24 protein-coding genes are annotated in these 25,952 nt (G+C 72.0%); 7 read left to right on the forward strand and 17 right to left on the reverse strand.

Annotated features, from left to right (window positions below):
* Positions 1 to 361: 361 nt before the first annotated feature.
* Complete coding sequence (locus ACLQ2V_RS05335) at positions 362 to 778, forward strand: hypothetical protein (protein WP_425717230.1); 417 nt, start codon at positions 362 to 364, stop codon at positions 776 to 778.
* Here ACLQ2V_RS05335 and ACLQ2V_RS05340 read toward each other — a convergent pair whose 3' ends face one another.
* Positions 779 to 1,855 carry an adenosine deaminase gene (locus ACLQ2V_RS05340; protein ID WP_425717231.1) on the reverse strand — a complete coding sequence of 359 codons (1,077 nt, stop codon included), beginning with the start codon at positions 1,853 to 1,855 and terminating at the stop codon, positions 779 to 781.
* Positions 1,856 to 1,917: 62 nt separating this feature from the next.
* Here ACLQ2V_RS05340 and ACLQ2V_RS05345 point away from each other — a divergent pair, with 62 nt between their 5' ends.
* Positions 1,918 to 2,850, forward strand: a complete 933-nt coding sequence (locus ACLQ2V_RS05345) for a putative RNA methyltransferase (RefSeq protein WP_425717232.1) — start codon at positions 1,918 to 1,920, stop codon at positions 2,848 to 2,850.
* 63 nt (positions 2,851 to 2,913) lie between these two features.
* Here the strand turns inward: ACLQ2V_RS05345 and ACLQ2V_RS05350 are convergent, their stop codons facing one another.
* The 12 genes from ACLQ2V_RS05350 to ACLQ2V_RS05405 form a co-directional block, all read right to left on the reverse strand.
* Positions 2,914 to 3,594, reverse strand: coding sequence for a DUF4272 domain-containing protein (locus tag ACLQ2V_RS05350; protein ID WP_425717233.1), 681 nt, complete (start codon positions 3,592 to 3,594; stop codon positions 2,914 to 2,916).
* Positions 3,595 to 3,706: 112 nt separating this feature from the next.
* On the reverse strand, positions 3,707 to 4,987 hold the full coding sequence (locus ACLQ2V_RS05355; protein ID WP_425717234.1) for a thymidine phosphorylase: 1,281 nt from the start codon (positions 4,985 to 4,987) through the stop codon (positions 3,707 to 3,709).
* A gap of 33 nt (positions 4,988 to 5,020) precedes the next feature.
* The gene (locus tag ACLQ2V_RS05360; RefSeq protein WP_425717235.1) at positions 5,021 to 5,728 is read right to left on the reverse strand and encodes a cytidine deaminase; all 708 of its coding nucleotides are present in this window, start codon (positions 5,726 to 5,728) and stop codon (positions 5,021 to 5,023) included.
* 57 nt (positions 5,729 to 5,785) lie between these two features.
* Entirely contained in the window at positions 5,786 to 6,292 is a 507-nt protein-coding gene (locus tag ACLQ2V_RS05365) for a hypothetical protein (RefSeq protein WP_425717236.1), read from the reverse strand.
* A gap of 123 nt (positions 6,293 to 6,415) precedes the next feature.
* A complete protein-coding gene (locus ACLQ2V_RS05370) occupies positions 6,416 to 7,696 on the reverse strand; it encodes an ABC transporter permease (RefSeq protein WP_425717237.1) in 1,281 nt (426 codons plus the stop codon).
* A gap of 3 nt (positions 7,697 to 7,699) precedes the next feature.
* The gene (locus tag ACLQ2V_RS05375) at positions 7,700 to 9,037 is read right to left on the reverse strand and encodes an ABC transporter permease (protein WP_425717238.1); all 1,338 of its coding nucleotides are present in this window, start codon (positions 9,035 to 9,037) and stop codon (positions 7,700 to 7,702) included.
* Positions 9,034 to 10,641, reverse strand: a complete 1,608-nt coding sequence (locus ACLQ2V_RS05380; RefSeq protein ID WP_425717732.1) for an ABC transporter ATP-binding protein — start codon at positions 10,639 to 10,641, stop codon at positions 9,034 to 9,036. The genes ACLQ2V_RS05375 and ACLQ2V_RS05380 overlap by 4 nt, the downstream gene beginning before the upstream one ends.
* Positions 10,642 to 10,842: 201 nt before the next feature.
* Positions 10,843 to 11,916 carry a BMP family lipoprotein gene (locus tag ACLQ2V_RS05385; protein ID WP_425717733.1) on the reverse strand — a complete coding sequence of 358 codons (1,074 nt, stop codon included), beginning with the start codon at positions 11,914 to 11,916 and terminating at the stop codon, positions 10,843 to 10,845.
* 277 nt (positions 11,917 to 12,193) lie between these two features.
* On the reverse strand, positions 12,194 to 12,535 hold the full coding sequence (locus ACLQ2V_RS05390) for a hypothetical protein (RefSeq protein WP_425717239.1): 342 nt from the start codon (positions 12,533 to 12,535) through the stop codon (positions 12,194 to 12,196).
* 86 nt (positions 12,536 to 12,621) lie between these two features.
* On the reverse strand, positions 12,622 to 13,566 hold the full coding sequence (locus ACLQ2V_RS05395; protein ID WP_425717240.1) for a sugar ABC transporter permease: 945 nt from the start codon (positions 13,564 to 13,566) through the stop codon (positions 12,622 to 12,624).
* Positions 13,563 to 15,203 (reverse strand): ABC transporter permease subunit, encoded by a 1,641-nt coding sequence (locus ACLQ2V_RS05400; protein ID WP_425717241.1) that lies wholly within the window; start codon positions 15,201 to 15,203, stop codon positions 13,563 to 13,565. Before ACLQ2V_RS05400 ends, ACLQ2V_RS05395 begins: the two co-directional genes overlap by 4 nt.
* On the reverse strand, positions 15,203 to 16,456 hold the full coding sequence (locus ACLQ2V_RS05405; RefSeq protein ID WP_425717242.1) for a sugar ABC transporter substrate-binding protein: 1,254 nt from the start codon (positions 16,454 to 16,456) through the stop codon (positions 15,203 to 15,205). The genes ACLQ2V_RS05400 and ACLQ2V_RS05405 overlap by 1 nt, the downstream gene beginning before the upstream one ends.
* Positions 16,457 to 16,654: 198 nt before the next feature.
* Between ACLQ2V_RS05405 and ACLQ2V_RS05410 the strand changes: the two genes are divergently transcribed.
* Together ACLQ2V_RS05410 and ACLQ2V_RS05415 are read left to right on the forward strand one after the other, a co-directional pair.
* Entirely contained in the window at positions 16,655 to 17,734 is a 1,080-nt protein-coding gene (locus ACLQ2V_RS05410; protein WP_425717243.1) for a LacI family DNA-binding transcriptional regulator, read from the forward strand.
* 178 nt (positions 17,735 to 17,912) lie between these two features.
* Positions 17,913 to 19,559 (forward strand): glycoside hydrolase family 13 protein, encoded by a 1,647-nt coding sequence (locus ACLQ2V_RS05415; protein ID WP_425717244.1) that lies wholly within the window; start codon positions 17,913 to 17,915, stop codon positions 19,557 to 19,559.
* A gap of 724 nt (positions 19,560 to 20,283) precedes the next feature.
* Here the strand turns inward: ACLQ2V_RS05415 and ACLQ2V_RS05420 are convergent.
* From ACLQ2V_RS05420 to ACLQ2V_RS05430, 3 genes are all read right to left on the reverse strand, one after another.
* On the reverse strand, positions 20,284 to 20,733 hold the full coding sequence (locus ACLQ2V_RS05420) for a hypothetical protein (RefSeq protein WP_425717245.1): 450 nt from the start codon (positions 20,731 to 20,733) through the stop codon (positions 20,284 to 20,286).
* A 115-nt stretch (positions 20,734 to 20,848) separates the two neighbouring features.
* Positions 20,849 to 21,214, reverse strand: a complete 366-nt coding sequence (locus ACLQ2V_RS05425) for a GntR family transcriptional regulator (protein ID WP_425717246.1) — start codon at positions 21,212 to 21,214, stop codon at positions 20,849 to 20,851.
* A gap of 5 nt (positions 21,215 to 21,219) precedes the next feature.
* The gene (locus tag ACLQ2V_RS05430; RefSeq protein WP_425717247.1) at positions 21,220 to 22,179 is read right to left on the reverse strand and encodes a YhjD/YihY/BrkB family envelope integrity protein; all 960 of its coding nucleotides are present in this window, start codon (positions 22,177 to 22,179) and stop codon (positions 21,220 to 21,222) included.
* A gap of 362 nt (positions 22,180 to 22,541) precedes the next feature.
* Between ACLQ2V_RS05430 and ACLQ2V_RS05435 the strand changes: the two genes are divergently transcribed.
* Entirely contained in the window at positions 22,542 to 22,823 is a 282-nt protein-coding gene (locus tag ACLQ2V_RS05435) for a hypothetical protein (protein WP_425717248.1), read from the forward strand.
* Between the two features lie 124 nt (positions 22,824 to 22,947).
* Here the strand turns inward: ACLQ2V_RS05435 and ACLQ2V_RS05440 are convergent.
* Positions 22,948 to 23,840 (reverse strand): IS5 family transposase gene (locus tag ACLQ2V_RS05440; protein ID WP_425717249.1). Its coding sequence is split into 2 segments (ribosomal slippage): positions 22,948 to 23,495 and positions 23,495 to 23,840, totalling 894 coding nucleotides; the frame shifts between segments, so codons are not numbered across the junction.
* A 764-nt stretch (positions 23,841 to 24,604) separates the two neighbouring features.
* Here ACLQ2V_RS05440 and ACLQ2V_RS05445 point away from each other — a divergent pair.
* Together ACLQ2V_RS05445 and ACLQ2V_RS05450 are read left to right on the forward strand one after the other, a co-directional pair.
* On the forward strand, positions 24,605 to 24,763 hold the full coding sequence (locus ACLQ2V_RS05445; RefSeq protein WP_425717250.1) for a hypothetical protein: 159 nt from the start codon (positions 24,605 to 24,607) through the stop codon (positions 24,761 to 24,763).
* Entirely contained in the window at positions 24,750 to 25,952 is a 1,203-nt protein-coding gene (locus ACLQ2V_RS05450) for a helix-turn-helix domain-containing protein (RefSeq protein ID WP_425717251.1), read from the forward strand. The genes ACLQ2V_RS05445 and ACLQ2V_RS05450 overlap by 14 nt, the downstream gene beginning before the upstream one ends.

Raw genomic sequence — 25,952 nt, forward strand, 5'->3', positions numbered from 1 at the left:
TTCCCGCGTTGCCCCGGGCAACGCCCAGCGGCCGACCCGGCGGGTCGGACCTCCGAGATTCCATCACGCCGCCTTCGAAGAAGAAAGCCCAGGTTGGCCGTTGCCGTCGGTGTGATGAGATGTTGCTGCAATTTGCTCGCAATCTGCCTGGCCGGAGTGACACAAAGTAATGGATCATCCGCACCGCGTTGTCCTGCTCGCTGGCCCGTCCGGCTCCGGAAAATCGTATATTGCGCAGCGAACCGGACTTCCCGTCCTTTGCTTGGACGACTTTTACAAGAACGGCGATGACCCTACGTTGCCCCGCCACAACGGGCTTGTGGATTGGGACTCACCCCGCGCGTGGGACGCCGAGGCGGCCGTGGAGACGATTGCCCGGCTCGCCCGGGAGGGTCGGGCCGAGGTCCCCGTCTACGCCATCGGCGCCGATCGTCAAGTGGCCACTCGGTCCTTCGAAGTCGCCGGATCGCCACTCTTCGTCGCCGAAGGTATCTTCGCCGCCGAGATCATCGAGCAGTGCCGACACCGGGGGTTGCTGGCCGGCGCGTACGCGCTGCGCCGCCCGCGCGGCACCACCTTCGTCCGCAGACTCTCCCGTGACCTGGCCGAACAGCGCAAGGCCCCCGGGGTGCTGCTGCGCCGCGGGCTGGCCCTGCTGCGCGCCGAGCCGGCCGTGCTGCGCCGCCAGGCCGGCCTCGGCGCCCATCCGGCCGCCGCCGGCGAGGTGCTGCGCCGGGTGGCCGACCTGCTGGCCGCCGGCCAGCCACCCCGGCACTGATCACCCCAACAGCTTCGCGTACGCGGGCTTGATCACCTCATCGATAATCGCCAACCGCTCGTCGAACGGGATGAATGCGCTCTTCATCGCATTGATGGTGAACCACTGGAGTTCCTTCCAGCCGTAGCCGAAGGCGTCCACCAACAGCGCCATCTCCCGCGACATCGAGGTGCCGCTCATCAGCCGGTTGTCCGTGTTCACCGTGACCCGGAATCGCAGATCGCGCAGCAGCCCGATCGGGTGCTGGGCGATCGACGCCGCCGCGCCGGTCTGCACGTTCGACGACGGGCAGAGCTCCAGCGGGATCCGCTTGTCCCGCACGTACGCGGAGAGCCGGCCGAGCACCGCCGGGTCGCCGGGGGTGATGTCGTCGACGATGCGCACCCCGTGGCCGAGCCGGTCCGCGCCGCACCACTGGATCGCCTGCCAGATCGACGGCAGCCCGAACGCCTCACCGGCGTGGATGGTGAAGTGGAAGTTCTCCCGCTGCAGGTACTCGAAGGCGTCCAGGTGCCGGGTGGGCGGGAAGCCCGCCTCCGCGCCGGCGATGTCGAAGCCGACCACCCCGGCGTCGCGGTGCCGCACGGCCAACTCGGCGATCTCCTGCGACCGGGCGGCGTGCCGCATCGCGGTGAGCAGGGTGCCGACCCGGATCGGGGTGCCCGCCGCGGCGGCCAGCGCGGCGCCCTCGGCGAACCCGGCGACGACCGCCTCCACCACCTCGTCGAGGGTCAGGTCCCGCTCCAGGTGCTGCTCGGGGGCGAACCGCACCTCGGCGTAGACGACCCCGTCGGCGGCCAGGTCGAGCGCGCACTCCCGGGCCACCCGGCGCAGCGCGGCCGGGGTCTGCATGACCGCGACGGTGTGCGCGAACGTCTCCAGGTAGCGCTCCAGCGAGCCGGAGTCCGCCGACTCGACGAACCAGCGGCCGAGCGCCTCGGGGTCGGTGGTGGGCAGTTCGTGGCCGACCTCGGCGGCCAGCTCGACGATCGTCGCCGGCCGCAGGCCGCCGTCGAGGTGGTCGTGCAGCAGCGCCTTCGGGACCTTGACGATGTCCTCGTATGAGATTGCGACCATGCTCAGACCCTAGTCAGCCACCGTGCGCCACCGGTGACGGGACCGGCTGGAAGGATGGCCCGGTGACAGATTCCCGCATCGTCGACCGGCTGCGCTGCCCGGTCTGCGCGGAACCGCTCGCCGAGGTCACCGCCGGGACGGCCCGCGCGCTGCGCTGCCCGCGCCGGCACAGCTTCGACGTGGCCCGCCAGGGATACGTCAACCTGCTGGCCGGCCGGGCCCCGCACGTGGGGGACACCGCCGAGATGGTCGCCGCCCGGGCCGACTTCCTGGCCGCCGGCCACTACGACGTGGTCTCCGCCGCGCTCGCCGCTGCCGCCCGCGACGCGATCCGGGGACCGCACGCGCCGGACCCGACCGACGCGGCGGACCCGGCCGACGCGGCGGAGCCGGCGCGGGTCGCCGGGGCGGCGCTCGGGGCGTACCCGCTGGTGGTGGACGCCGGGGCCGGGACCGGGCGGCACCTCGGCGCGGTGCTGGCGGCGCTGCCGGACGCCGTGGGGCTGGCCCTGGACGTCTCCAAGCCGGCGCTGCGCCGCGCGGCTAAGGCCCACCCCCGGGCGGCGGCGGCGCTGGCCGACACCTGGCAGCGGCTCCCGCTGGCCGACGCCTCGACGGCCGTGCTGCTCAACGTCTTCGCGCCGCGCAACGGCGCGGAGTTCCGCCGGGTGCTGCACCCGGCCGGCGCGCTGCTGGTGGTCACCCCGACCGGGGCGCACCTCGCCGAGCTGGTCGACGCGCTGGACCTGCTGCGGGTCGACCCGGCCAAGGCCGACCGGGTCGCCGGGAGCCTGGCCGCCCACTTCGAGCAGGTCACCGAGACCCTGCTGCGGGCCCGGCTGGAGCTGACCCGCCCGGAGGTGGCCACGCTGGTCGGCATGGGCCCGAGCGCCTGGCACACCGACCCGGCCGTGCGCGCCGCGCGGATCGCCGCGCTGAGCGAGCCGGTCGCGGTGACCCTCGCGGTACGACTGACCGTGCACCGCCCCCGCTGAGCGACCCAGGCCCGCAGCGGCTGAGCGGGCGCGCGTCGACCCGGGCGGGGCACCCATACCGGCTCACGTCGACAGGTCGACCTCTTCCCAGCCCGGCGGCTCGTCGTGGTACGGCCCGCGCAGCACCACCGCCCACTCCAGCGCCCACCGGCGCTGCCCGATGGCGTTGGCGTCGATCACCCCGGGCAGCCGTCGGCCGGCCCGCTCCGTCTCCAGGTACGCCCAGTCGAGGCAGTAGTGCAGGTCCAGTAGGGCCGCCGCGTCGGCCGGGTGCTGGGGCTCGACGCGGATGCGGGAGCGCCACTCGGCGAACGTCTCGCCGGCGGCGAGCTGCGGCAGCCGCTGCACCAGCTCCTCGTCCACCGGCAGGGTCGGGTCGAGCTGCTTGCTCAGGCCGAGCACCCAGGTCAGCGAGAAGAGGGCGTCGTGGTGCAGCACGAACGACCGGTGGTCGCCCTTGCTCCCCATCACGAACTGCCACTCCGGCGGGGTGACCACCTCGACCAGGTGCGAGCCGAGCAGCCAGCCCATCGCCGCCTGCGGCGACATGCCGAAGCAGCGGGCCAGGATCAGGTGCAGCACCGCGATGCGTGCCTCGATCTCCACGATCGGCCGCAGCTCGATCTCGTCGCCCGGCTCCCACACCAGGGGGAACTGCTCCGGGGGCAGCGGCAGCCCGAGGCGGGCCAGCTCGTCCAGGCTGGCGTCGCGGACCTCTCGCGGGTCGGGGGCGGCTACACGCACGGCTCAGGTCCCTGTCAGTCGACTCGGCTCGGATGCCCGGCTATCCCCCCTGGCCTGGGAGGATAGCCGGTCGGCGCGAGCCGCGCCACGGCGGTCGGCGGCGCGCACCGGCTCAGCCGACCCGCTCGACGATCAGCGGCACGCCGGCCGGGGCGGACGCCGAGATCCGCACCGCGGGGGCCGCCTCGGCCAGCGCGGCGGGAATCCGGGCGGCGTGCTCGGAGCGCAGCTCGTAGAGCGGGTCGCCGGCCCGCACCGGGTCGCCGGGGCGCTTGTGCAGCACCACCCCGGCCGGGAAGCTGACCGGGTCCTCCTTGCGGGCCCGGCCGGCGCCGAGCCGCCAGGCGGCCACCCCGATGGCGTACGCGTCGATCGACGCCACGAAGCCGTCGGCGTCGGCGCGGACCACCTCGACCTCGTTCGCGGTCGACAGCGGGGCGTCCGGGTCGCCGCCCTGGGCGCGGATCATCGCCCGCCAGGCGTCCATCGCCCGGCCGTCGCGCAGCGCCGCCGCCGGGTCGGCGTCGGGGAGCCCGGCCGCGTCGAGCATCTCCCGGGCCAGGGCCAGGGTCAGCTCCACCACGTCGGCGGGGCCGCCGCCGGCCAGCACCTCGACCGACTCGGTCACCTCGACCGCGTTGCCGACGGCCAGCCCCAGGGGGGCGGACATGTCGGTGAGCAGGGCGACGGTCCGCACCCCGTGCGCGCCGCCGAGCTCGACCATGGTGCGGGCCAGCTCGCGGGCGTCGTCGACGGACTTCATGAACGCGCCGGAGCCGACCTTCACGTCGAGCACCAGCGCGCCGGTGCCCTCGGCGATCTTCTTGCTCATGATCGAGCTGGCGATCAGCGGGATCGCCTCCACGGTGCCGGTGACGTCGCGCAGCGCGTACAGCTTGCGGTCGGCGGGGGCGAGGCCGTCGCCGGCCGCGCAGATCACCGCGCCCACGTCGCGGAGCTGCCGGATGAACTCGTCGTTGGTCAGCGACGCCCGCCAGCCGGGGATCGACTCCAGCTTGTCCAGCGTCCCGCCGGTGTGGCCCAGGCCGCGCCCGGAGAGCTGCGGCACCGCGCCGCCGCAGGCCGCGACCAGCGGGGTCAACGGCAGGGTGATCTTGTCACCGACGCCGCCGGTGGAGTGCTTGTCGACGGTCGGCCGGTCGACGGCGGAGAGGTCCAGCCGCTCGCCGCTGGCGATCATCGCGGCGGTCCACCGGGCGATCTCCGGCCCGCTCATCCCCCGCAGCAGGATCGCCATGGCCAGCGCCGACATCTGCTCGTCGGCCACCAACCCCTTGGTGTACGCGTCGATCACCCAGTCGATCTGGGCGTCGCCGAGCACCCCGCCGTCCCGCTTGACGCGAATGACGTCGACCGCCGTGAATGCACTCATCGCTTGAAATCTCTTCTCGTCGAGAATGTGGGCTCAGCCGGCCCAGCGGGTCGGAATCTCCATCGGGGGCTCGCCCTCGCCGGCCCAGAAGATGGTGCCGGCCGCGTCGACCACCACCACCCTCGGGCTGCGGGCGTGCCCCCAGGCGATCGCCTCCGCCGGGTCGGCCCAGTTCGGGCCCTCCTCCAGCACGCCGGTCTCGGCGCCCTCGGTGTCCCCGGCCGACCGCTCCCAGTACGCCGTCCAGACCGGCTGGCCGCTGGCGAGGTCCGCGTGCACGAAGACGGTCCCCCGGCCCCGCCAGGCGGCCAGCCGGTCCGGCACCACGGGCACCGGGCGCTCGCCGGTCACCGTCTTCAGGTCCTCGACGTCGAACGCGTGCGGCAGCAGCTCCGCCATGGTCAGCGGGCCGTCGGCGGCCTCGATCAGGCAGCCCGGCCCGCCCTGTTCCCAGAGCAACTGCCGGCACCGGCCGCAGGGCATCAGCGGCTCGCCGAGGGCGTCGACGCAGGAGAGCGCGACGATCCGACCGCCGCCGGTGGCGTGCAGCGACGAGACCACCCCGCACTCGGCGCAGAGCACCACGCCGTACGCGGCGTTCTCCACGTTGCAGCCGACCACGATCCGGCCGTCGTCGACCAGGGCGGCGGCCCCGACCGGGTACTTCGAGTACGGCACGTAGGCGTGCCGCATCACCTCGGTGGCGGCGGCCCGCAGCCGCTCCCAGTCGATCTCGGTCATCTCGTCATTCTGCCCAATTCACGCCGGTCAGGCGCGGGCAGGGGCCTGCCCCGCAGCTCAGCGCACGGCCAGCTCCGCCGGCGGGAAGATCCCGTACGGCACCGCCAGCAGCAGCGCCGCCGCGCCGACCTGGACCACCAGCGGCATCCGGCGGACCGCCAGCAGGACGCCGGCGGCGAAGCCGGCCGCGCCGAGGATCGCCGCCAGCCATTCCGGCGGCGGCGTCCAGCGCGGCTGTAGCCCCTGGTGGAGCAGGGCGGCGTCGATGGTGAGGAACCCGCCCAGCAGGGCCGCCGGCAGGGCTCGGTCGTCGCCGACGAGCCGCACCGCCAGCCAGACCAGGGCGGTGACGAGCAGCGGCCCGACGAGGAGCGCCGGCACCCGGAGACTGATGCAGTCGCCGAAGTTCGTCACTTCGCACCCCGACGCGTACCGGATTTCGGCACGCCACATCGACGCCAGCACCGCCGCGCCGAGCGCGCCCAGGGCCCCGGCCACGGCGGCCGCCCCGGCCGGTCGCATCGTCGTCCGGTCCCCCGCGCCGCGCCAATTCGTCCTCGTCACCCTCGTCATCCTCGACGAGATCCGGCGGCGGACAACCGTCCGGATACTCAGTGCGCCACCCCGGCCCGGAGACGACCGTGCCCGGCCGGGGGCTCCCCCGGCCGGGCACGCTTCGATCGGACCTCAGCCCTTGGCGTACGGCTTCCCGCTCGCCGCCGGGGCGCGGACCTTGCCGACCAGCCCGGCCACGGCCAGCATGGTCGCCAGGTACGGCAGCATGGCCAGGAACTGGCTCGGGATGCTGCTGCCGATCGCCCCCAGGTACGTGCCGAGCTGGTCGGCGAAGCCGAAGAAGAGCGCGGCCAGCAGCGCGCCCGTCGGGCTCCACCGGCCGAAGATCAGCGCGGCGAGGGCGATGAAGCCCTTGCCGCCGATCATGTTCTTGGTGAACGAGTAGAGCGCCAGCGTGTACGACGCGCCGCCGATCCCGGCGACCACCCCGGCCAGCAGGACGTTGCGGTAGCGCAGCCGCAGCACCTTCACCCCGAGGGTGTCGGCGGCGGTGGGGTGCTCGCCGACCGACCGGGTACGCAGCCCCCAGCGGGTGCGGAACAGGCCGACGTGGATGACCAGCACCAGCAGCAGCCCGAGGTAGAGGAAGATGTTGGCCCTGAACAGCGCCGGCCCGATCAGCGGGATGTCGCTGAGCAGCGGGATCTCCCAGGTGCCGAAGCGGGGTGCGGAGTTGTAGCGCTCCGCGTCGGTCTGCATCAGCCGCTCGTAGAGGAAGCCGGTGATGCCGACGGCCAGCAGGTTCAGCACGATGCCGATCACCACCTGGTCGACCAGGAAGCGGATGGCGAAGACGGCCAGCAGCAGCGAGATGAACGCGCCGCCGATCGCGGCGGCGACCAGGCCCACCCAGACGCTGCCGGAGAGGCTGCCGAAGAGCGCGCCGCTGAACGCGCCCATCAGCAACTGCCCCTCGATGGCCACGTTGACCACCCCGGAGCGCTCGCAGAGCACCCCGGCGAGGGCGCCGAAGATCAGCGGTAGCGCCAGGATGAACGTGCCGCGCACCATGTTGACCAGCGGCATGAAGTTGCGCCCCTCCGGGGCGGCGGAGACCTGCCAGCACAGGAACGACAGCACGAAGGCCCCCAGCCCCACGCCGAGCAGCAGGGCGAACCAGCGCCTCGGCGCCCGGGTGAGCAGGGCCACGCCGGTCGCCGCGGTGACGAGCCCGAAGAGGATCGCCCCGAGGGTTCCGTTGATCGCCAGCGCCCCGCCGCCCTCGGTCTCGCTGAGGGTGAAGCGGGCCTGCCGGTCGGTGGCGAGCGCCCCGAAGAGCACCGCCGCGAGCACGCCGAGCGCGAGCAGCACCGCGCCGACCTTGCGGGTGCGGTTCCAGAAGCCCTCGTCCACCGGGGCCACGGCGACGTCCGGGACAGCCATGGTCGACATGCGTTACCAGCCCTTCGCCAGGCTCGTCTGCAACCGGGCGGCACGCGCGGCCCGGAGCTGGAAGATCGCCTTCACCAGGGCCGGCGCGGCGATGAAGATGACGATCAGTGCCTGGAGCACGGTGACCAGCTCCAGCGAGATCCCCGAGTACGACTGCATCCGGTTGCCGCCGGCCTGCAACGCGCCGAAGAGCAGCGCGGCCAGCAGGACGCCCCACGGCTTCACCCGGCCCAGCAGGGCCACCAGGATGCCGTCGAAGCCGATCTGGGCGATCACCAGCGGGGTCAGCGCGGTGGCCGTCGAGCCGAGCACCATCTGGCTGCCGCCGAGGCCGGCGAGCAGCCCGGCGAGCGCCATCATCAGCACGTACGTGCGGCCGACGCTGATGCCGGCGGTGCGGGCGGCGTCCGGGTTGGCGCCGACCGCGCGCAGCTCGAAGCCGAAGGTGGAGCGCTTGAGCAGCCAGGCGACGAACCAGGTGGCCAGCACGGCCAGCAGGATGCCGGCGTGCACCCGCAGGTCGTCGCCGAGCAGCCGGGGCAGCTGGGCCGACGAGTCCACGGGCTTGCTGATCGCGTCGGCCCGGTCGGGGTTCTGCACCCCGCTCTGGACGATGATCCAGGCCAGGAAGTAGACCGCGACGTAGTTGAGCATGATCGTGTTGATCACCTCGTGGGCGCCGGTGCGCGCCTTGAGGATGCCCGGGATGAAGCCCCAGAGCGCGCCGCCGGCCGCGCCGGCCAGCAGGGCGACGATCAGGTGCAGCACCGGGGGCAGCGGCAGCAGGAAACCGGCCAGCGCGGCGAGGATGACGCCCATGGTGGCCTGGCCCTGCGCGCCGATGTTGAACAGGCCGCCCCGGAAGGCGAGCGCCACCGACAGGCCGGTGAAGACCAGCGGCGCGGCGTAGGTCAGCGTCTCCGAGATCGGGCTGAGCGCCGCGGTGAAGCCGGACGCCTCCGGGTCGAAGATCGCGCCCTTGAAGAGGTTCGCGTACGCCTCGCTGACCACCGTCCAGCTCGCGTTGATCGCGTCGGCGGGCCGGGCGGTGATGTAGCCGTAGGTGGCCAGCACGTCCGGGTCCGAGACGATGATCAGCACGGCGCCGACGATCATCGCCAGCAGCACCGCGAGCGCGGTGACGGTGACGGTGTTGGCCGCCCAGAGGTTGTCCAGGAAGAGCCGGCCCAGGCTGGGCCGGTGCGGCGGGCCGGGCTGCTTGGGGGAGGTGGCGGTGGCGGTGGCGGCCCGGTCGGCGTCGCCGGCCGACACCCGCGCCGCCTGGGTCTCGGTCGCCGGTTCCTTGTCGGGGGAGCCGGCCGCCGGATTCGGGTTGCTCATGCCTCTTCCTCGTTACCGGGGCCGTCGGGGGCCGGGGCCGGGGGCGCGTCGGCGGCGGCCGGCGCGTCGGGGGCCCGCTCGGTGGGCGCGGGTGTCGCGTCGGGGGTGATGCCGGCCATCAGCAGGCCGATCGCCTCGCGGGGGGTCTCCGGGCCGACGATGCCGATGATCCGGCCTCGGTACATCACCGCGATCCGGTCGGCCAGGTCCAGCACCTCGTCCAGCTCGCTGGAGACGACCATGACGGCGGTGCCCTCGTCCCGCTCCCGGATGACCCGGGAGTGGATGAACTCGATGGAGCCGACGTCGACGCCCCGGGTGGGCTGGGCGGCGATGAAGAGCTTCAGCGGCCGGGACATCTCCCGGGCCACGATCACCTTCTGCTGGTTGCCGCCGGAGAGCGTGCCGACGGGCGCGTCGGCCGACGGGGTACGCACGTCGAACTGCGCGATCCGCTCCTTCGCCGACTTGGCGATGGCGTCCGGCCTGAGCGACAGCCCCTTGCCGAAGGGCGGCCGGTCGTAGATGTCCAGCACCAGGTTCTCGGCGACGCTGAACTCCTTGACCAGGCCGTCGGCGCTGCGGTCCTCGGGGACGTAGCCGACCCCGGCGCGGAGCACCTTCTTGGTCGACCAGCCGTGCACCGACTGGCCGTCGAGGGTGACCGTGCCGCCGAGGATCGGGCGCAGGCCCATGATCGCCTCGATCAGCTCGGTCTGCCCGTTGCCCTGCACGCCGGCCACGCCGAGCACCTCGCCGGCGCGCACGGTGAGGTCCACCCCGTCGACGGCGCGGATCTGCCGGTCGTCGTCGACGACCAGGCCGGCGACCTCCAGGACGGGTCGGCCCGGGGTGGCCGGCTGCTTGTCCACGTTGAGCCGGACGCTGCGGCCGACCATCAGGGCCGCCAGTTCGTCGCGGCTGGCGGTCGGCGCGGCGGTGCCCACGGTCCTCCCGCGCCGGATCACGGTGATCCGGTCGGCGATGGCCTGGACCTCGCCGAGCTTGTGGGTGATGAAGACGATCGACTTGCCGGCGGCCTTGAGCGAGCGCATCACGGCCAGCAGCTCGGTGGTCTCCTGCGGGGTGAGCACGGCGGTCGGCTCGTCCAGGATCAGCAGGTCGACGTCGCGGGTGAGGGCCTTGACGATCTCCACCCGCTGCTGGATGCCGACGGGCAGGTCCTCGACCACCGCGTCCGGGTCGACCCGCAGGTGGTACCGGTCGGAGACCTCGGCGACCTCGCGGCGGGCCCGACGCCGGTCCAGGAAGCCGGCGATGCCGCCCTTGACCTGCTCGGCGCCGAGCATGACGTTCTCGGCCACGGTGAAGACCGGCACCAGCATGAAGTGCTGGTGCACCATGCCGATCCCGGCCGCGATCGCGTCGGAGGGGCCCTTCAGCCGCAGCGGCGTCCCGTCGACCAGGATCTCGCCCTCGTCGGGCTGGTAGAGCCCGTAGAGCACGTTCATCAGGGTCGACTTGCCGGCACCGTTCTCGCCGAGCAGGGCGTGAATCTCTCCAGGCTCCACCGTCAGGTCGATGTGATCGTTGGCGACCAGATCACCGAACCGCTTGGTGATGCCGCGCAGTTCGAGTCTCAGCGCAACCTCCTGGAGTGCGAGCGATGGTGCAGCGCGGTCGCTGCGGAGCCGGTCACCGGGGCGGGCCGGGCTTCGGGTGGTGCGGACCGGCCGCCCCGACGGCGCGGGTGGGTTCCCCGCGTACGTCGAGGCGGCCGGTCGTCGTGCCTGGTCCGCCGGCCGCTGCGGTCGGTGGTCGCACCGCGGTGGCCGGCGGGGTGGTCACTTGGTCGGCTGCGCCTTCGAGGTGACCGTGATGGTGCCGGCGGCGATGTCGGTCTTGAGCTTCTCGACCTCGGCCTTGAGGTCCGCCGGGACCAAGCTGTCGAACTCGTGGTACGGGGCGATCGAGACGCCGTCGTTGGCCAGCGTGCCGACGAAGCCCGGGGTGGGCTGGAGCTTCTCGCCACCGGCGGCCTTGACCACGGCCTCCTTGACGGCGCCGGAGATGTTCTTGACCACGGTGGTCAGCAGCGCCGCGCAGTTCGGGGTGCTCTCGCAGCCGTCGGCGTCGACCCAGATGACCGAGTACTTGCCGCCGGAGGCCTGGGCCGCCGCGGTGGTGCCGAGGCCGGCGCCGCCCGCGACCGGCATGATGATGTCCGCGCCCTGGGCGACCAGGGTGTCGGAGACCTTCTTGCCCTCGTCCTGCTTCTCGAACGAGTTGGAGAAGGAGCCCTTCTGGGTCTCCTTGTTCCAGCCGAGCACCTTGACGCTCTTGCTCTTGGTCTTGTTGTAGTGCGCGACGCCGTCGACGAAGCCGTCCATGAAGATGGTCACCGGCGGGATCGGCATGGCGCCGTAGGTGGCGACCGTGCCCGACTTGGACATCCCGGCGGCCAGGTAGCCGGCCTGGAAGGCCGCCTGGGCGGTGTCGAACTGCATCGGGAAGACGTTGGCGGCTTCCGGCTTGGCGTCGACGATGCCGAACTGCTGGTTCGGGTTCGCCGTGGCGATCTTCTTGGTGGCGTCGGACATCAGGCCACCGACGGCCAGGATGAAGTCGCACTTCTGGTTGACGTACCCGGTCAGGTTGACCTCGTAGTCCGCCTCGGCCTTCGACGCGACGTACTTGATGTCGATGTTGTCGTTGGCCTTCTTGGCCTCCTCCAGGCCCTTCCAGGCGGAGGTGTTGAACGACTTGTCGTCGATGCCGCCGACGTCGGTCACCATGCAGGCGCTGTACTTCTTGGCGCCGGTGCCAGCCGCGCCGTCCTTGTCGTCCTCGGGAGCCTCACCACACGCGGCGGCCCCCAGCACGAGCCCACCCGCCACGAAAGCGGAGGCGATCCGCATCCCACGCACAGAGCGCAAGACATCTCCTTCCCATTGCACACCGCTCTGCGCGGTGGCAGCCCTTGAGCCGGCCCTGCGGTCGCACCGCCGGCATCCCACGTTACGGACGGGAGCGTACGCCCGCGTCCACCCACCGATCGCCAATCGTGCACGACTGTTGGACGCCTGTTACCCCTACGTAACCCCTGCCGTGGGGTAGATCACTCGACGCCCCTCCGGCGCACCGACCGGGCGTCCCGAACGTCCGGTTCCGGCGGTGTCAGCCCCCGCTCGGGGGTCACCGCCAGAAGACCGCCACGGCCGCGTTGACCAGGGTCAACCCGACGATGGCGAGGAAGTGGCCCCGGTTGACCGACTCCCGCTTTCGGGAGAAGAAGACCATGACAAAGATCAGCAGCGCGAGCACCAACTTGGTAACAAGCTTCGCCGGCTCCGGCTCGTTGCCGTCGCGCAGCGGGGCGGAGAGCCCGATTCCGGTCACCAGCATGATCACCGACCCCCAGAGCATGGCCGGGTTGATCCGCAGCTTCGCGCTGACGTACTGGACGATCGCGCCGCCGAGCAGCAGCGCGAAGCCGATCAGGTGGACGTAGCGAAGGATCAGTCTGAGAGCTTCCATGCACCCATCCTCCCCCATCAACGACGCGTTGTAGTAGCCGGTGGTGGGCCCGGCCCGCCACCGGCGGGCTCAGACCCCCCGGCGGCTCAGCCCTTGACCGCGCCGGCGGTGAGGCCGGAGACGATGTAGCGCTGCAGGAACTGGAAGACCAGCACCGTGGGGATCGCGGTGAGCAGGGTCGCCGCCGCGAAGATGCCGAAGTTGTTGTTGCGCTCGTCGCCGTTGAGCATCCCGAACATGCCGACGGCCAGGGTCTTCTCGTCGGTGCTGGTCAGGAAGACGCTCGCCAGCAGGAACTCGTTGATCGTGGTGATGAACGACAGCAGCCCGGTCACCGCCAGGATCGGCGCCACCAGCGGCAGCATGATCCGGAAGAAGACCTGGGCGTGGCTGGCCCCGTCCATGGTGGCCGACTCGTCCAGCTCCCTGGGCAGGGTGTCGAAGAAGCCCTTCATCAGCCAGGTGTTCACCCCGAGCGCCCCGCCCAGGTAGAGCAGGAGCAGGCCCCACGGGGTGTTGAAGCCGATCGCCGGCCAGAGGTCGGTGATCGCGCCGAAGATCAGGAAGATCGCCACGATCGCCAGGAACTGCGGGAACATCTGGACCAGCAGCAGCGAGAGCAGCCCCACCCGCCGGCCCCGGAACCGCATCCGGGAGAAGGCGTACGCCGCCAGCGCGGAGATGAAGACCGACGCGAACGAGGCGGCCCCGGCGATCAGCAGCGAGTTGAGGAACCACCGCTCGAAGGCGGTCCGGGCGAAGAGCTCGCTGAAGTTGCTCAGCGACACCCCGCCGACGGGCACCAGCTCCGTCGAGGAGAGGGTGCCCAGCGGGTTGAGCGCCGCGGAGACCACGAAGACGATCGGGAAGAGGCTGAACAGCACGGCGAGCACGCCGACGACGTGCCGCCAGCCGACCTCGGCGAACCAGCGGCCCCGCCGCCGGGCGGGGGTGCGGCGGCCGGTGGCCGGCTGGGCGGTGCCCGGGTGGGCGGTGGGCGGGTGGCCCGTGGCCCCGGTCAAGGTGCTCACGAGTACACCTCCTCCTGCTTGCGGGTGCGCCGGAAGCTCACCGCCGACACGATCGCGACGATGGCGAAGATGAACAGCGAGACCGCCGCGGCGTAGCCGTACTCCGCGCCCTGCCCGCCGAAGGCCAGCCGGTAGGTGTACGTGATCAGCAGGTCGGTCGCGCCGTTTCTGGAGTTCTCCGCCGGGAACGGGGCCCCGTCGGTGGTCAGGTAGATCGCGTTGAAGTTGTTGAAGTTGAACGCGAACGACGAGATCAGCAGCGGCGAGAGCGCCACCAGCAGCAGCGGCAGGGTGACCGCCCTGAACGACTGCCAGGGCGACGCCCCGTCGACGGAGCTGGCCTCGGTCAGCTCGCGCGGGATCGCCTGCAACGCGCCGGTGGCCACCAGGAACATGTACGGGTAGCCGAGCCAGAGCTGCACCAGGATCACCGCGAAGCGGGCGCTCCACTCCTGGCCGAACCAGTCGACCCCCAGCCCGAAGAGGTTGTTGATCAGGCCGAAGTCGGTGTTGAACATGTCCCGCCAGACCAGCAGCATCGCGAACGACGGCATGGCGTACGGCAGGATCAGCAGCATCCGGTAGAGGTTGGTGCCGCGCATCCGGGGCGAGTGCAGCGCCAGCGCGATGCCCAGGCCGAGGACGAAGGTGCCGCCGGTGGAGCCGAGGGCGAAGGCGACGTTCCACAGCAGCGTGCCGAGGAACGGCCCGGAGACGTTGTCGTCGGTGAGGACCCGGGTGAAGTTCGCCAGGCCGACGCCGACCTTCCAGCCCTGGGCGAGGCGGTCGCCGTCGGCGGCGACGAAGGAGCCGGTCGCCTCGTCGGCGGTCCACCGCTGGCCGGTCTCGGTGTCGGTGATGCAGTCGCAGCCGGCGTCGTACGCGCGGGTGGCCTTGCCCTCGTAGGCGCGCGACAGGCCGGAGGAGCGCAGCGCGCCCCCGGCGGTCGGCACCACGAAGTCGGTGATCTCCTGGCTGCGGGCGCTGGCCTGGCCGAAGGTGAGCACGGTGTAGCCGTCGGCGGCGGTGACCTTGCCGCCGGGGGCCACGGTCACGTCGGCGGCGTCGAGCCCGCGCAGCCCCTCGGCGTCGCCGACGGAGACCGCGCCGCTGGCCGGGTCGGTGACCAGGAAGACCAGCGGGCCGGTGGCCGGGTCGCCGGAGGTGGCCACGGAGAGGGGGTACTGCGCCGAGCCGGGGACCTGGGTGACCGACGCGGTCTGGATGGCGACGATCGCGTCGTTCTTGTCGCCCCGGTGGCCGTCGCCGTAGTTGGTGAAGGCGGTGCTCGCGGTGTAGAGCACCGGGACGATCTGGAACGCGATCAGCAGCAGCGTCCCGGGGACCAGGTACTTGGCCGGGATGTGCCGGCGGGTGAGGTAGAGGTAGCAGAGGCCGGCGGTGGTGGCCGCGAGCACGGCCAGCCCGGCCCAGTGCTCGGCCGCCACCAGCGGGAAGGCCGCCCAGATGGCGATGCCGACCACCAGGCCGAGCAGGACCACCTTGACGACGAGGCCGGTCGCGGTGACCGGCGTGTGGTGCCGCGCCGCGCGGGCGGCGGTATCGAGCCCGGAGCCGACGGGCTCCCGGCCCGGGTCCCGCGTGGCGGGGCCCGGGCCGGACAGCTCGGTGTTCATTACTTGATCTGGCCGGAGATCGTCTTGCCGGCCGCGGTGACCGTCTTGGCCGGGTCCGCGCCGCCGATCACGGCGGCCTCGGCCTTGCCGAACGGGTCCCAGATCGCGGCCATCGCCGGGATCGCCGGGAGCACCTGGCCGTTGCGGCCGGCCTCGGTGAACTTGGCCAGGTCCGGGTCGGCGCCCTTGACCTGCTCCAGGGCGGCGGTCAGCGCCGGCGGCCGGGGCTCGGCCTGGTACAGCGCCACGGCCAGCTCCGGGGTGGTGGTGTAGTTCGCCACGAACTCCTGGGCCAGCGCCTTGTTCTTGGCCTTGGCCGCCACGTAGAAGGCCTGCACGCCGACGAACGGCTGGGCCTCCTTGCCGCCGGCGAAGCCGGGGATGGGCGAGATGTCGTACGAGATGCCGGCCTTCTTCACGTCGGCGGTGGCCCACGGTCCGGAGACCAGGTAGGCGCACTTCTTGCCGGTGAAGGTGGCGATCGAGTTGGTGTCGGCGATGGAGCGCTTCAGCACGCCCTCGCCCTTCTCGCCGAGCGCGCCGATCTTCTTGAACGCCTCGATCGACTCCGGCTTGCCGACGCCGAGGTCCTTCGGGTCGTAGTCGCCGTTGGCGGTGGTGCCGAAGAGGTAGCCGCCGGCCGAGGCGTACAGCGGGTAGATGTGGTACGCGTCGCCCTGCTGGCCAACCTGGAGGCAGAGCGTCTCGGTGACCTTCTTCTCGGCCTTGAGCTTCTTGCCGGCGGCGACCACGTCCTCGATCGTCTTCGGCGCCTCGGGGGCCAGCGCGGTGTTGCGGATCAGCGCCAGGTTCTCCCGCGCGTACGGCACGCCGTAGAGCTGGCCGTTGTAGGTGACGGCCTTGATCGAGGTCGCGTCGAACGCGCCCTTCTGGTCGGCGGCGAGCTGCACCGGGTCGATGGCGCCGTTCTGGACCATGTTGCCGATCCAGTCGTGCGCGCCGACCACCACGTCCGGGCCGCTGCCCTGCTGGGAGGCGGTGACGAAGTTGGTCTGCAGGTCCTTGGAGACGGCCTGCACCTCGACGGTCACGCCGTTGGCCTGGCCGAACTTCTCGGCGAACGGCTTGAGGGCGGCGGCCCGCTTGTCGTCGGCCCAGATCACCAGCTTGCCGCCGGCGGCGTCGGCGGACTGCTTGGCGGCCGGCGCGTCCTTGTCGTCGCCACCGCCGCAGCCAGTGGCGGCCAGCGCCAGGCCGAGAACGGCGGCCACACCCGCGTTACGGATGCGCATGGGTACTCCTGTCGTCGTGGCGGTGTCGCCGGGGGAAGGACGGCCGCCATTGGATTCATCGCTGTCTGCACAGCCCGGCGCCTGAGTGCGACGCCCACGTTCCCGCATGTTGCGGGCACGTTAGCAAGATATTGCAGGGACGGTAAGGGCTTGCAATCGGCTCCCGCAAGAACTTGCCGGTGGGTTAGGGTTCGCACCATGCGTGCTCGACTGTCCGACATCGCCCAGCAGGCCGAGGTGAGCGAGGCCACGGTGTCGCGGGTGCTCAACGACCGCCCCGGCGTGGCCCCCGAGACCCGGCAGGCCGTCCTGACCGCCCTCGACGTCCTCGGCTACGAGCGCCCGGCCCGGCTGCGCAAGCGCAGCGCCGGCCTGGTCGGCCTGGTCGTGCCGGAGCTGGAGAACCCGATCTTCCCCGCGTTCGCCCAGGTGATCGAGTCGACCCTGGCGCAGAGCGGCTTCACCCCGGTGCTCTGCACCCAGACCCCGGGCGGGGTCACCGAGGACGAGTACGTCGAGATGCTGCTCGACCGCCAGGTCTCCGGCATCGTCTTCGTCTCCGGCCTGCACGCCGACACCGCCGCCGGCCACGACCGCTACCGCGCGCTGCTCGCCCGGCCGCTGCCGATCGTCATGATCAACGGGTACGCCCCCGGCATCGCCGCGCCCTTCGTCTCCTGCGACGACCGGGAGGCCACCGAGCTGGCCGTCGCCCACCTGGTCGCCCTCGGCCACCGCCGGATCGGGCTGATCACCGGGCCGGACCGGTTCGTCCCGGTGCAGCGCCGGGTGGCCGGCTGGCGGGCCGCCATGGAGCGGCTGACCGACCTGCGCGACGCCGAGCTGGACGCCCTCGCCGAGCTGACCCTCTTCGGCGTGGAGGGCGGCGAGGCCGCCGCCGGTCGGCTGCTGGCGCGCGGGGTGACCGGCCTGGTCTGCGGCTCCGACCTGATGGCGCTGGGCGCGATCCGGGCCGCCCGGCAGCGCGGCCGGTCGGTGCCGGACGACGTGTCGGTGGTCGGCTACGACGACTCGCCCCTGATGGCGTTCACCGATCCGCCCCTGACCACGATGCGCCAGCCGGTGGCCGCGATGGCGGTGGCCGCGGTCCGGGCCCTGGTCGACGAGATCAACGGCCACGGTGCCCCGCACTCGGAGTACCTGTTCCGCCCCGAGCTGGTGGTGCGCGGCTCCACCGCCGTGGCGCGGCGGCCCGTCCCCGCACCGGCGGGCAGCGCCGGCCAGCGCCCGGCCGCGCCGGTCGTCGTACCCGCCTGATCCGCGCGGTCCGGGGGCCGTCCGTCCCCACCCGTCCCCACCGGGCGTTTCTTGCGCAAGTTCTGTTTGACTCTTGCAGCCGTCGGGCCGCATCCTGCTCTGACCACCCGGCTGGGGCGGGGCGCGATGCCGCGCGGGCCCAGCCGTACCGCGCGCCACAGAACGGGGATCGTCACCGATGACCGCCAGCAATCCCACGCCGCTGACCGCCGACGACGACTGGTGGCGCGCCGCGGTCGTCTACCAGGTCTACGTCCGCAGCTTCGCCGACGCCGACGGCGACGGCGTGGGTGACCTGCGGGGCATCCGGGAACGCCTGCCCTACCTGCGCGACCTCGGGGTGGACGCGCTCTGGCTCACCCCCTTCTACACCTCGCCGATGATCGACGGCGGCTACGACGTCGCCGACTACCGGGACGTCGACCCGCTCTTCGGCACCCTCGCCGACTTCGACGCGATGATCACCGACGCGCACGCCATGGGCCTGCGGATCATCGTCGACATCGTGCCCAACCACACCTCCACTGCGCACCCGTGGTTCACCGCCGCGCTCGCCGCCGCCCCCGGCTCCCCCGAGCGGGCCCGCTACCTCTTCGCCGAGGGCAAGGGCGAGCACGGCGAGCTGCCGCCGAACGACTGGGAGAGCATCTTCGGCGGCCCGGCCTGGACCCGGGTCCCCGACGGCCAGTGGTACCTGCACCTGTTCGACCCGGCCCAGCCGGACCTCAACTGGCGGCACCCGGAGGTCCGCAGCGAGTTCGAGGACGTGCTGCGCTTCTGGCTCGACCGGGGCGTCGACGGGTTCCGCATCGACGTGGCCCACGGCATGATCAAGGCCGAGGGGCTGCCGGACGTCGGCTTCAGCACCATGACCACCGGCCAACGCCAGTCCGAGCTGCTCGGCAAGGACCGGCTGCCCTACTTCGACCAGGACGAGGTGCACGAGATCTACCGCGCCTGGCGGCCCATCCTGGACAGCTACCCCGGCGGCCGGATGGCCGTCGCCGAGGCGTGGGCCGAGACGCCGCAGCGGCTGGCCCGCTACATCGGCCCCGACGAGCTGCACCAGGCGTTCAGCTTCGACTTCCTCGAAGCCACCTGGTCGGCCGACTCGTTCCGCAAGGTCATCGACACCGCGCTGGCCGAGGCGACCGTCGTCGGCGCCCCGACGACCTGGGTGCTCTCCAACCACGACAAGCAGCGCCACGTCACCCGGTACGGCGACGGCGAGGTTGGGCTGCGCCGGGCCCGCGCGGCCAGCCTGCTGATGCTCGCCCTGCCCGGCTGCGCCTACCTCTACCAGGGCGAGGAGCTGGGGCTGCCGGAGGTGCTCGACCTCCCCGACGAGCTGCGCCAGGACCCGTCGTTCCTGCGTACCGGCGAGAGCCGGGACGGCTGCCGGGTGCCGATCCCGTGGAGCGGCGAGCTGGCCCCGTACGGCTTCGGCCCGGCCGGCAGCGCGCCGAGCTGGCTGCCGGCCCCGGCCACCTGGGCCGCCCTCTCCGTCGCCGCCCAGACCGGCGTGCCCGGCTCCACGCTGGAGCTCTACCGCGCCGCCCTGCGGATCCGGCGCACCCACCCCGCGCTGGCCCGCGACGCCGACGAGGTGACCTGGCTGGAGGGCACCGGCCCCGGCGTGCTGGCGTTCCGCCGCACCGCCGGCGACACCGAGTTGACCTGCGTGGTCAACATCAGCGCCGCGCCGGTCCTGATCGACGGGTACGGCCGGCCGGTCGTCGCCAGCGCGGAGCTCACCGAGCAGGGTGTCGGGCATCTCCTGCCGGTGGACGCGGCCGCCTGGTTCGATCGGCCCGTGGCGGGGTAACCCCGTACTACCCTGGCCGTCCGTCGTGCCCCGCGCCGACGGGCGGCTGGGCATTCGACCCCTTGTGGTGGGGGGTGAGGTGGCATCGGCCGGCCCCGGGCACGCTTTGTCGTCCGGGGCCGGCCGACGCCCGCCGTCCGCCGCCCCAGGCAGCCCCCGCCCTCCCCCGCCCGCCCCCGTCCGCCCCCGTCCGCCCCCGTCCGACCCCGTCCGACCCCGTCCGACCCCGTCCGCCATGACGGGACGCCCCCCGCGACCGGTGCGTAGCAACCCGGCCAACCTGTGGCGGATCACCTCTCGGGCCGGCAGCGAGCGCACACCGGATCACGGTGCGGGCGGGAGCGATGCGGCCACCAATCCACCGCCCTCGCTACTTTCAGCGACATCCCCCGACCCCAAGGCAACCCCACCTCCGCCCCTTTGCTCTGCTGCCCCATAGGCAACAGCTACTGGCAGTGGTCGTGCGTCCCAATGGCAATCAACGATCCCTGCGCGTCGCAAACGCCACCCACCGCGCCCACCCCACGGGCCAAGATCCGAGCATCTTCAGGGAAAATGCTGGGTGAAAGCCGGGTTCAGGCAGCATCTTCAGGGAAAATGCGCAGATCTTGGCCCGGCGAGGGCGGCGCGGCGGGTGCAGCGGCCCGGCGGGTGCAGCGGCCCGGCGGGTGCAGCGGCCCGGCGGGTGCAGCGGTCCGGCGGGTGCAGCGGCCCGGCTCGGCGGTCAGCGGCCCTTTTCGGTGAGCAGCTTGGCGATCCGGGCGAAGCCGGCGCGCAGTTCGTCCTCGTCGGGGGCCGGCAGCGGGCCGGTCCGGTCGTCCACCTCGGCCGCCGCCTCCAACTCGTCGTCGATGACGTCCTCGAAGTCGCCGTAGAGGTCGGCCGCCTCGATCCGGGCGGCGTCGTCCTCGGCGGCGACCTGGGCGGCGGCGATCTCGCCCCGGATCTCGGCGGGCGAGAGCGCCGGCAGCAGCGGCTCGACCACCGCCATGAGCTGCTCCTCGGCCACCACCGCCTCGGCGAGGGCCAGCGCGTGCGGTCGCTCGTACGGGCCGCAGACCACCGGCTCCCACTCGTCGGCGTCGGCCTCCCCGAGCGGGGCGAAGGTGATGATCCACGGCAGGCCGAGCATCGGCGAGCCGTCCGGCAGGTCCAACGTCACGAGTGCGCCCACGCGCCCATCATGGTCGATTCTCACGTTCCCGTGGGCGGCATTTGCCCGAATTGCACCTTCTTCGGCTGTCGGTCCCCTGATTGCCGCCCGCCGCGCACCCCCGCACGCGGGGCGGTCAGCCTGGGCGGGCGGCGGTCAGGGCGGCCCGGACCAGGTCCAGCGCGACCTCCGGCGACACCCCGAGCCGCAGCGCCGCCGCCGCGTAGTCGGCCGCCGCCCGCTGCAACCGGTCCGCCGCGTCGTCGCGCCCCGGCGCGACGAAGGTGCCGTTGCGGCCCCGCGTCTGCAACAGCCCGGCCGACTCCAGCTCGCGGTACGCCCGCGCCACCGTGTTCACCGCCAGCCCCAACTCCCCGGCGAGCTGCCGCACGGGCGGCAGCCGGGTGCCCACCGGCAGCCGCCCGTCCCCGATCCGCTCGGCCAGGCCGCCGCGCACCTGCTCGTACGGCGGCAGCGGCGACGCCGGGTCCACGGTGATCATCCAGGTCACCCCGCTCCCCCGGGCGCTCCCGGATCGGTCTCGGCATCCACGTCCGCCTCCCGGGGGGAATCGGCCTCCAGGTCGAGGTCGGCCGGCGGCGGCCCCTCGGAGAGGTCCACCACCCGACCGTGAGGGCTGGTCGCGGCGAGCGCCGCGCCGAAGAGCACGAGCTGGTTGAGCAGGTACAGATAGAGCAGCACCCCGACCGCGCCGGCCACCACCGTGTACGCCGGATTCCGCTCGGTGCGCACCACGTAGTACCGCCCGACCGTGTTCAGCAGCGTGATGCCGACCGCGACGGTCAACGCCACCGGGCGCAGCCGGCGGCGGCTCATCCGCAGCCGGGGCACCGCCAACAGCAGCGAGAGCGCCACGACCAGGTTGATCAGCACGCTGAACAGCACGCTCACCACCGTCAGCGTCACCGAGCCGGTGCTGCGCAGCAGGAAGCGCAGCAGCGACTCCAGCGCGTCCAAGGCGGCCACCGAGAGGCCGAGCATCACGAAGACCAGCAGCAGCACGCCCAGGTCGACCAGCGGGCGCATCACCACGTTGCCGGGCTGCTGGTTGAACCCGTACAGCAGCCGTTGTGAGGACCGGATCGCCTCCACCCAGGCGATCCCGGTGAAGACCAGGATGATCAGGCCGACCACGCCGACGGTGTTGCTGCTCTGGGCGATCTGCTCCGGGTCCAGGAACGGCAGGTTCTCCCCGAGGAAGTCGTCGGCCGCCTCGTTGACCCCGGGGTTGTCCTCCAGGATCCAGCCGAAGACCGAGTACCCGACCAGGGCCAGCGCGAAGACCGCGAAGAACCCGTAGTAGGCGATGGCCGCCGCCAGCCGCCCGCCGAACATGTCCGAGTAGAGCGTCCCGGCCCGCCACACGTGGTCGAAGACCGGCCATCGACGACGCCTGGCAGCCACCCACCGGTCGACGCCGGCCTCGATCCGCCCCAACAGCTCCACGCCGCCATCCTCGCCGATCCCCGCCCATCTGCGCGTCTAACAACGGCCTCAATTCACTTCGTTCCCGCCCCTGCGGCCCACCCGGCCCGGTTGATCAAGAAGTTATTGTCATCCGCTTCGGCGTTTCCCGTCCCTAACTTCTTGATCACCGACGGATCCGGGGGCGGTGCGGCCGGTTCGGGGGCGGCGGGATCCCGAGCGGTGGAGCCTTTGGAGCTGAGGCGGATACGACATCGGCGATGACGTAGCGGCTTCGGCCGATCGAGACGCTGTTCAGGGTGCCGTGGGTCGAAGCCCGGGGGCATGATCAACGGTGGGATACTCGTATGTCGGCCTCCGCGATGGCCCCTACGGTCCAGGCCATGCTGATTCGGGAAGAACAAGTCCAGGACCAGGAACCGGTCCGCGCCGTCCACCGGCGCGCCTTCGGGGCCGAACATGGCGACACCATTGCGGAACTCGTGGACGCCCTGCGCCGCGACGATCCCACCGCCGGCTTTCGTAAGCCGTCGCTGCGCATCCCCGACCGAGCCTTCCAGGTAATCAAGCTGTCGGCGTACGAGCCCTGGATGACCGGGACGTTCGTCTACTCGAATACGTTCTGGCGGCTCGACTGCGTCGGTGCACGCGCCAACAAGACCTGATCAGGCGGGTGCCTCCAGACCGTCCTACCTGGAGAGCTACAGGGGTGCCGAACCGCAGAAGCTTGGCCTCCCGGCCGCTCAGCTCTCCCGGGGCGGTGGATAAGGCGATGGCTGTGGGCCGCCGCTAGGGCCTGTCTCGTGGATCTTGGCGGTCGGGGATGGCGCGTAGCCAGTCGAGGGTTTCGACCAGGTCGAGGGTGGCTTGGAAGTGGGCCGCGAGTTTGTCGTACCTCGTGGCGAGCCCTCGCCAGTGTTTGCGCCGGTTGAAGCCACGTTCGACCTGGTTACGGTCCCGGTAGGCGACCTTGTTGAAGGCCGGTGGTCGGCCGCCGCGTCGTCCTTTCCGCTTCCGGTTGGCGATCTGGTCGTTGGGCTCGGGGATGACCGTGGTGATGCCCTTGTCCCGCAGGGCGGTCCGATTCGCGCGAGAGGAGTACGCCTTGTCACCGGTGAGCGAATCGGGCCTCTTGCGTGGCCGGCCCACGCCGCCGGGGCGGTGCACGCGGACCTGTTCCAGCAGGGGGATCAGTTGGCGGGTGTCGGCTGCCTGACCAGGAGTGATCAGGGTGGCCAGGGAACGGCCGCGCCCGTCGGCCAGGGTGTGGATCTTCGTGGTGAGACCACCCCTCGATCGGCCGATAGCCTGTGCTGCCCGTGATTCCTCCCGACTCAGCCCCCTTTACGGGCGCCGGCGGCATGCTGGTGGGTTCGCACGATGGTGGCGTCGACCTGGGCGTTCCAGTTGATGTCGTCGTCGAGCTCGGCCAAGGCGATGACATGGTCCTTCAACCGGGTCCACGTGCCGTCGGCCGCCCATCGAGCGAACCGTCCGTGCGCGGTCTTCCAAGGCCCGTACCGTTCGGGCAGGTCCCGCCACGGCGACCCGGTACGTTTCACCCAGCAGATCGCGTTGATGACCTGCCGGTGATCCCGCCACCGGCCGCCCCGTACGGGCTGCGCCGGCAACAACGATGCCAGCACAGCCCACTCATGGTTCGTGAGATCACCTCGCGCCATGCAGGGCTTAACGAGCGAGACTCATGATCCGCAAGACAGAACCTAGGCGATGACGTAAACGAATCAGCTCCAGATGTGCCGAACCGCAAGTACCTGACCTCCCGGCCGTTCAGCTCTCCGGCGGTGGCGGTTCGTCCGCTCCGCGGGCTTTCCAGGGCTGGTGTTCGGTGATCCAGGCTTCTACGTCCGCCACCAACCAGACCGCACCGCCGGCCAGCCGGTCGAAGGGCTCCGGGAAATCGGGCCGGCTGGTGAGCTGAACGACCCGGACACGCGACACTCCGAGCCGTTCCTGAAGCTCCGCACTCCCGTACAGCTTCCGCCGCCAACCCATGCCCGAAGCATCCCGAGAGACCCCCCTTCCATTTCTGGAAGCCGCCCTGCCCTCACTCTTTAGCACCGCCTGCCAGCCTGATAGACAACCTAGCCCCCTCTTACACACTTGACAGGGGGTAGGCGGATCAGGTCCTATGGTTGGGCAGCACAACAGGTAGCGGTCCGGTCACGTTACTGAATCTCCGTGACCGGACCTGCCTGTCTCTGGAGGTGGGCATGGCGATGGACAACAGACCGACCCGCCCTGTGGCCTGGTCACGACGGTCAGGGAGATCGCGAAACAACAGGACGACAAGTGCTCCGGGTCGCACCGGACATAGCGCGGGTACCGCCAGTGGCGCTGGGCAGAGCTCGACTGCGTCTTCTGCGCCCCAATCGGAAGAGCCGTTGCTGCCCCGGGCCGGGGAGCGTCGGGAGGGGTGCTGGTCATGACGGCGGATCGCGACGATCGGGGCGAGCAGATCCAGGCGGCGGAGCGGGAGGCTGCGCGGCAGCGGATTCTTGCCCAGGCCGAGGCGGAGCGGATACCCGTGGAGGAGACGACGCGGGCGGTGCCGGATCGGCGGTGGCGACGTGGACAGCGATGAGGTGCTGCCGATCGGGCGGCGGGTGGCGTACTGGCGCAGGCGGCGGAAACTGTCGCAGCAGGTCTTCGCCGATCGGGTCGGCAAGTCGAAGTCCTGGGTCGACAAGATCGAACGCGGGGTGCGGTCCCTGGACAAGGTGTCGACGCTGCGGGACATCGCCGCCGCGCTGCGCATCGACACCGCCGTGCTCCTCGGCCGAGACTTCCAACCCGCCGCACTCACCCAACGGACGGAAGGGGTGGAGCGGATCCGGGCGGCCCTGTCGGCGTACGACATCGCCCTTGGCCGGCCGGCGGGCCGCCGGGGCGCGGTGCCCGGCGAGCAGGTGGCGCGGGACGTCGAGCACGCGTGGGTGCTGTTTCAGCACGCCCGGTACCCGCAGGTGGTGGCCGTGGTGCCGGACCTGCTGGCCGCCGTGCAGCGGGTCGTCGCCGACGATCCCGGCCGGGGTCGGCCGCTGCTGGTGGAGGCGTACCGGGTGACCGCGTCGCTGCTGGTCAAACTCGGCGAAGTCGACCTCGGATGGCTGGCCGCCGACCGGGCCATGACCGCCGCCACCGGCGACCCGGTCCGGGTGGCCACCGCAGCGGTGCAACTCGGCCAGGTCTTCCGCGCCTCCGGACGGGCGCGGGCGGCGCAGTCGGCGACGCTGGCCGCCGCGTACCGGATCGCCCCGCCCGACCCCGACGACGCTGCCCCCGACGGGCTGTCGTTGTGCGGGACGCTGCTCGTGCAGGCCGCCCTGGCCGCCGCCCGCCGGGGCGACGACCACGCCACCGCCGAACTCCTCGACGAAGCCACCGAAATGGCCGCGCGGGTCGGAGACGGCCACGACCACCACCGCACCGCGTTCGGACCCACGGCGGTCGACCTGGCCCGCGCCGCCGCAGCCCTCGAACTCGGCGACGCCAACGACGCGGTGACCTGGCACGAGAAGGCAACCACCCGCGACGCCTGGCGATGGCTACCGGTCGAACACCGCGCCGCGCACCTGCTCGACGCCACCCGCGCCTACCTACAAACCGGCGACCCCGCCAACGCCGGCCGGGCGCTCGTCGACGCCGAACGCCTCGCACCCGCCGAGATACGCCACCGACCCGCCGCCCACGAAGTCCTCGCCCAGGTCGCCCGCGACCCACGCGCCCCCGCCACGGTCATCCGACTCGCCACCGCCCTCGGGGTGACCTGA

Origin of the sequence: Micromonospora sp. DT233 (assembly GCF_049841815.1) — a bacterium.
In the GTDB taxonomy this organism is placed as follows: domain Bacteria; phylum Actinomycetota; class Actinomycetes; order Mycobacteriales; family Micromonosporaceae; genus Micromonospora.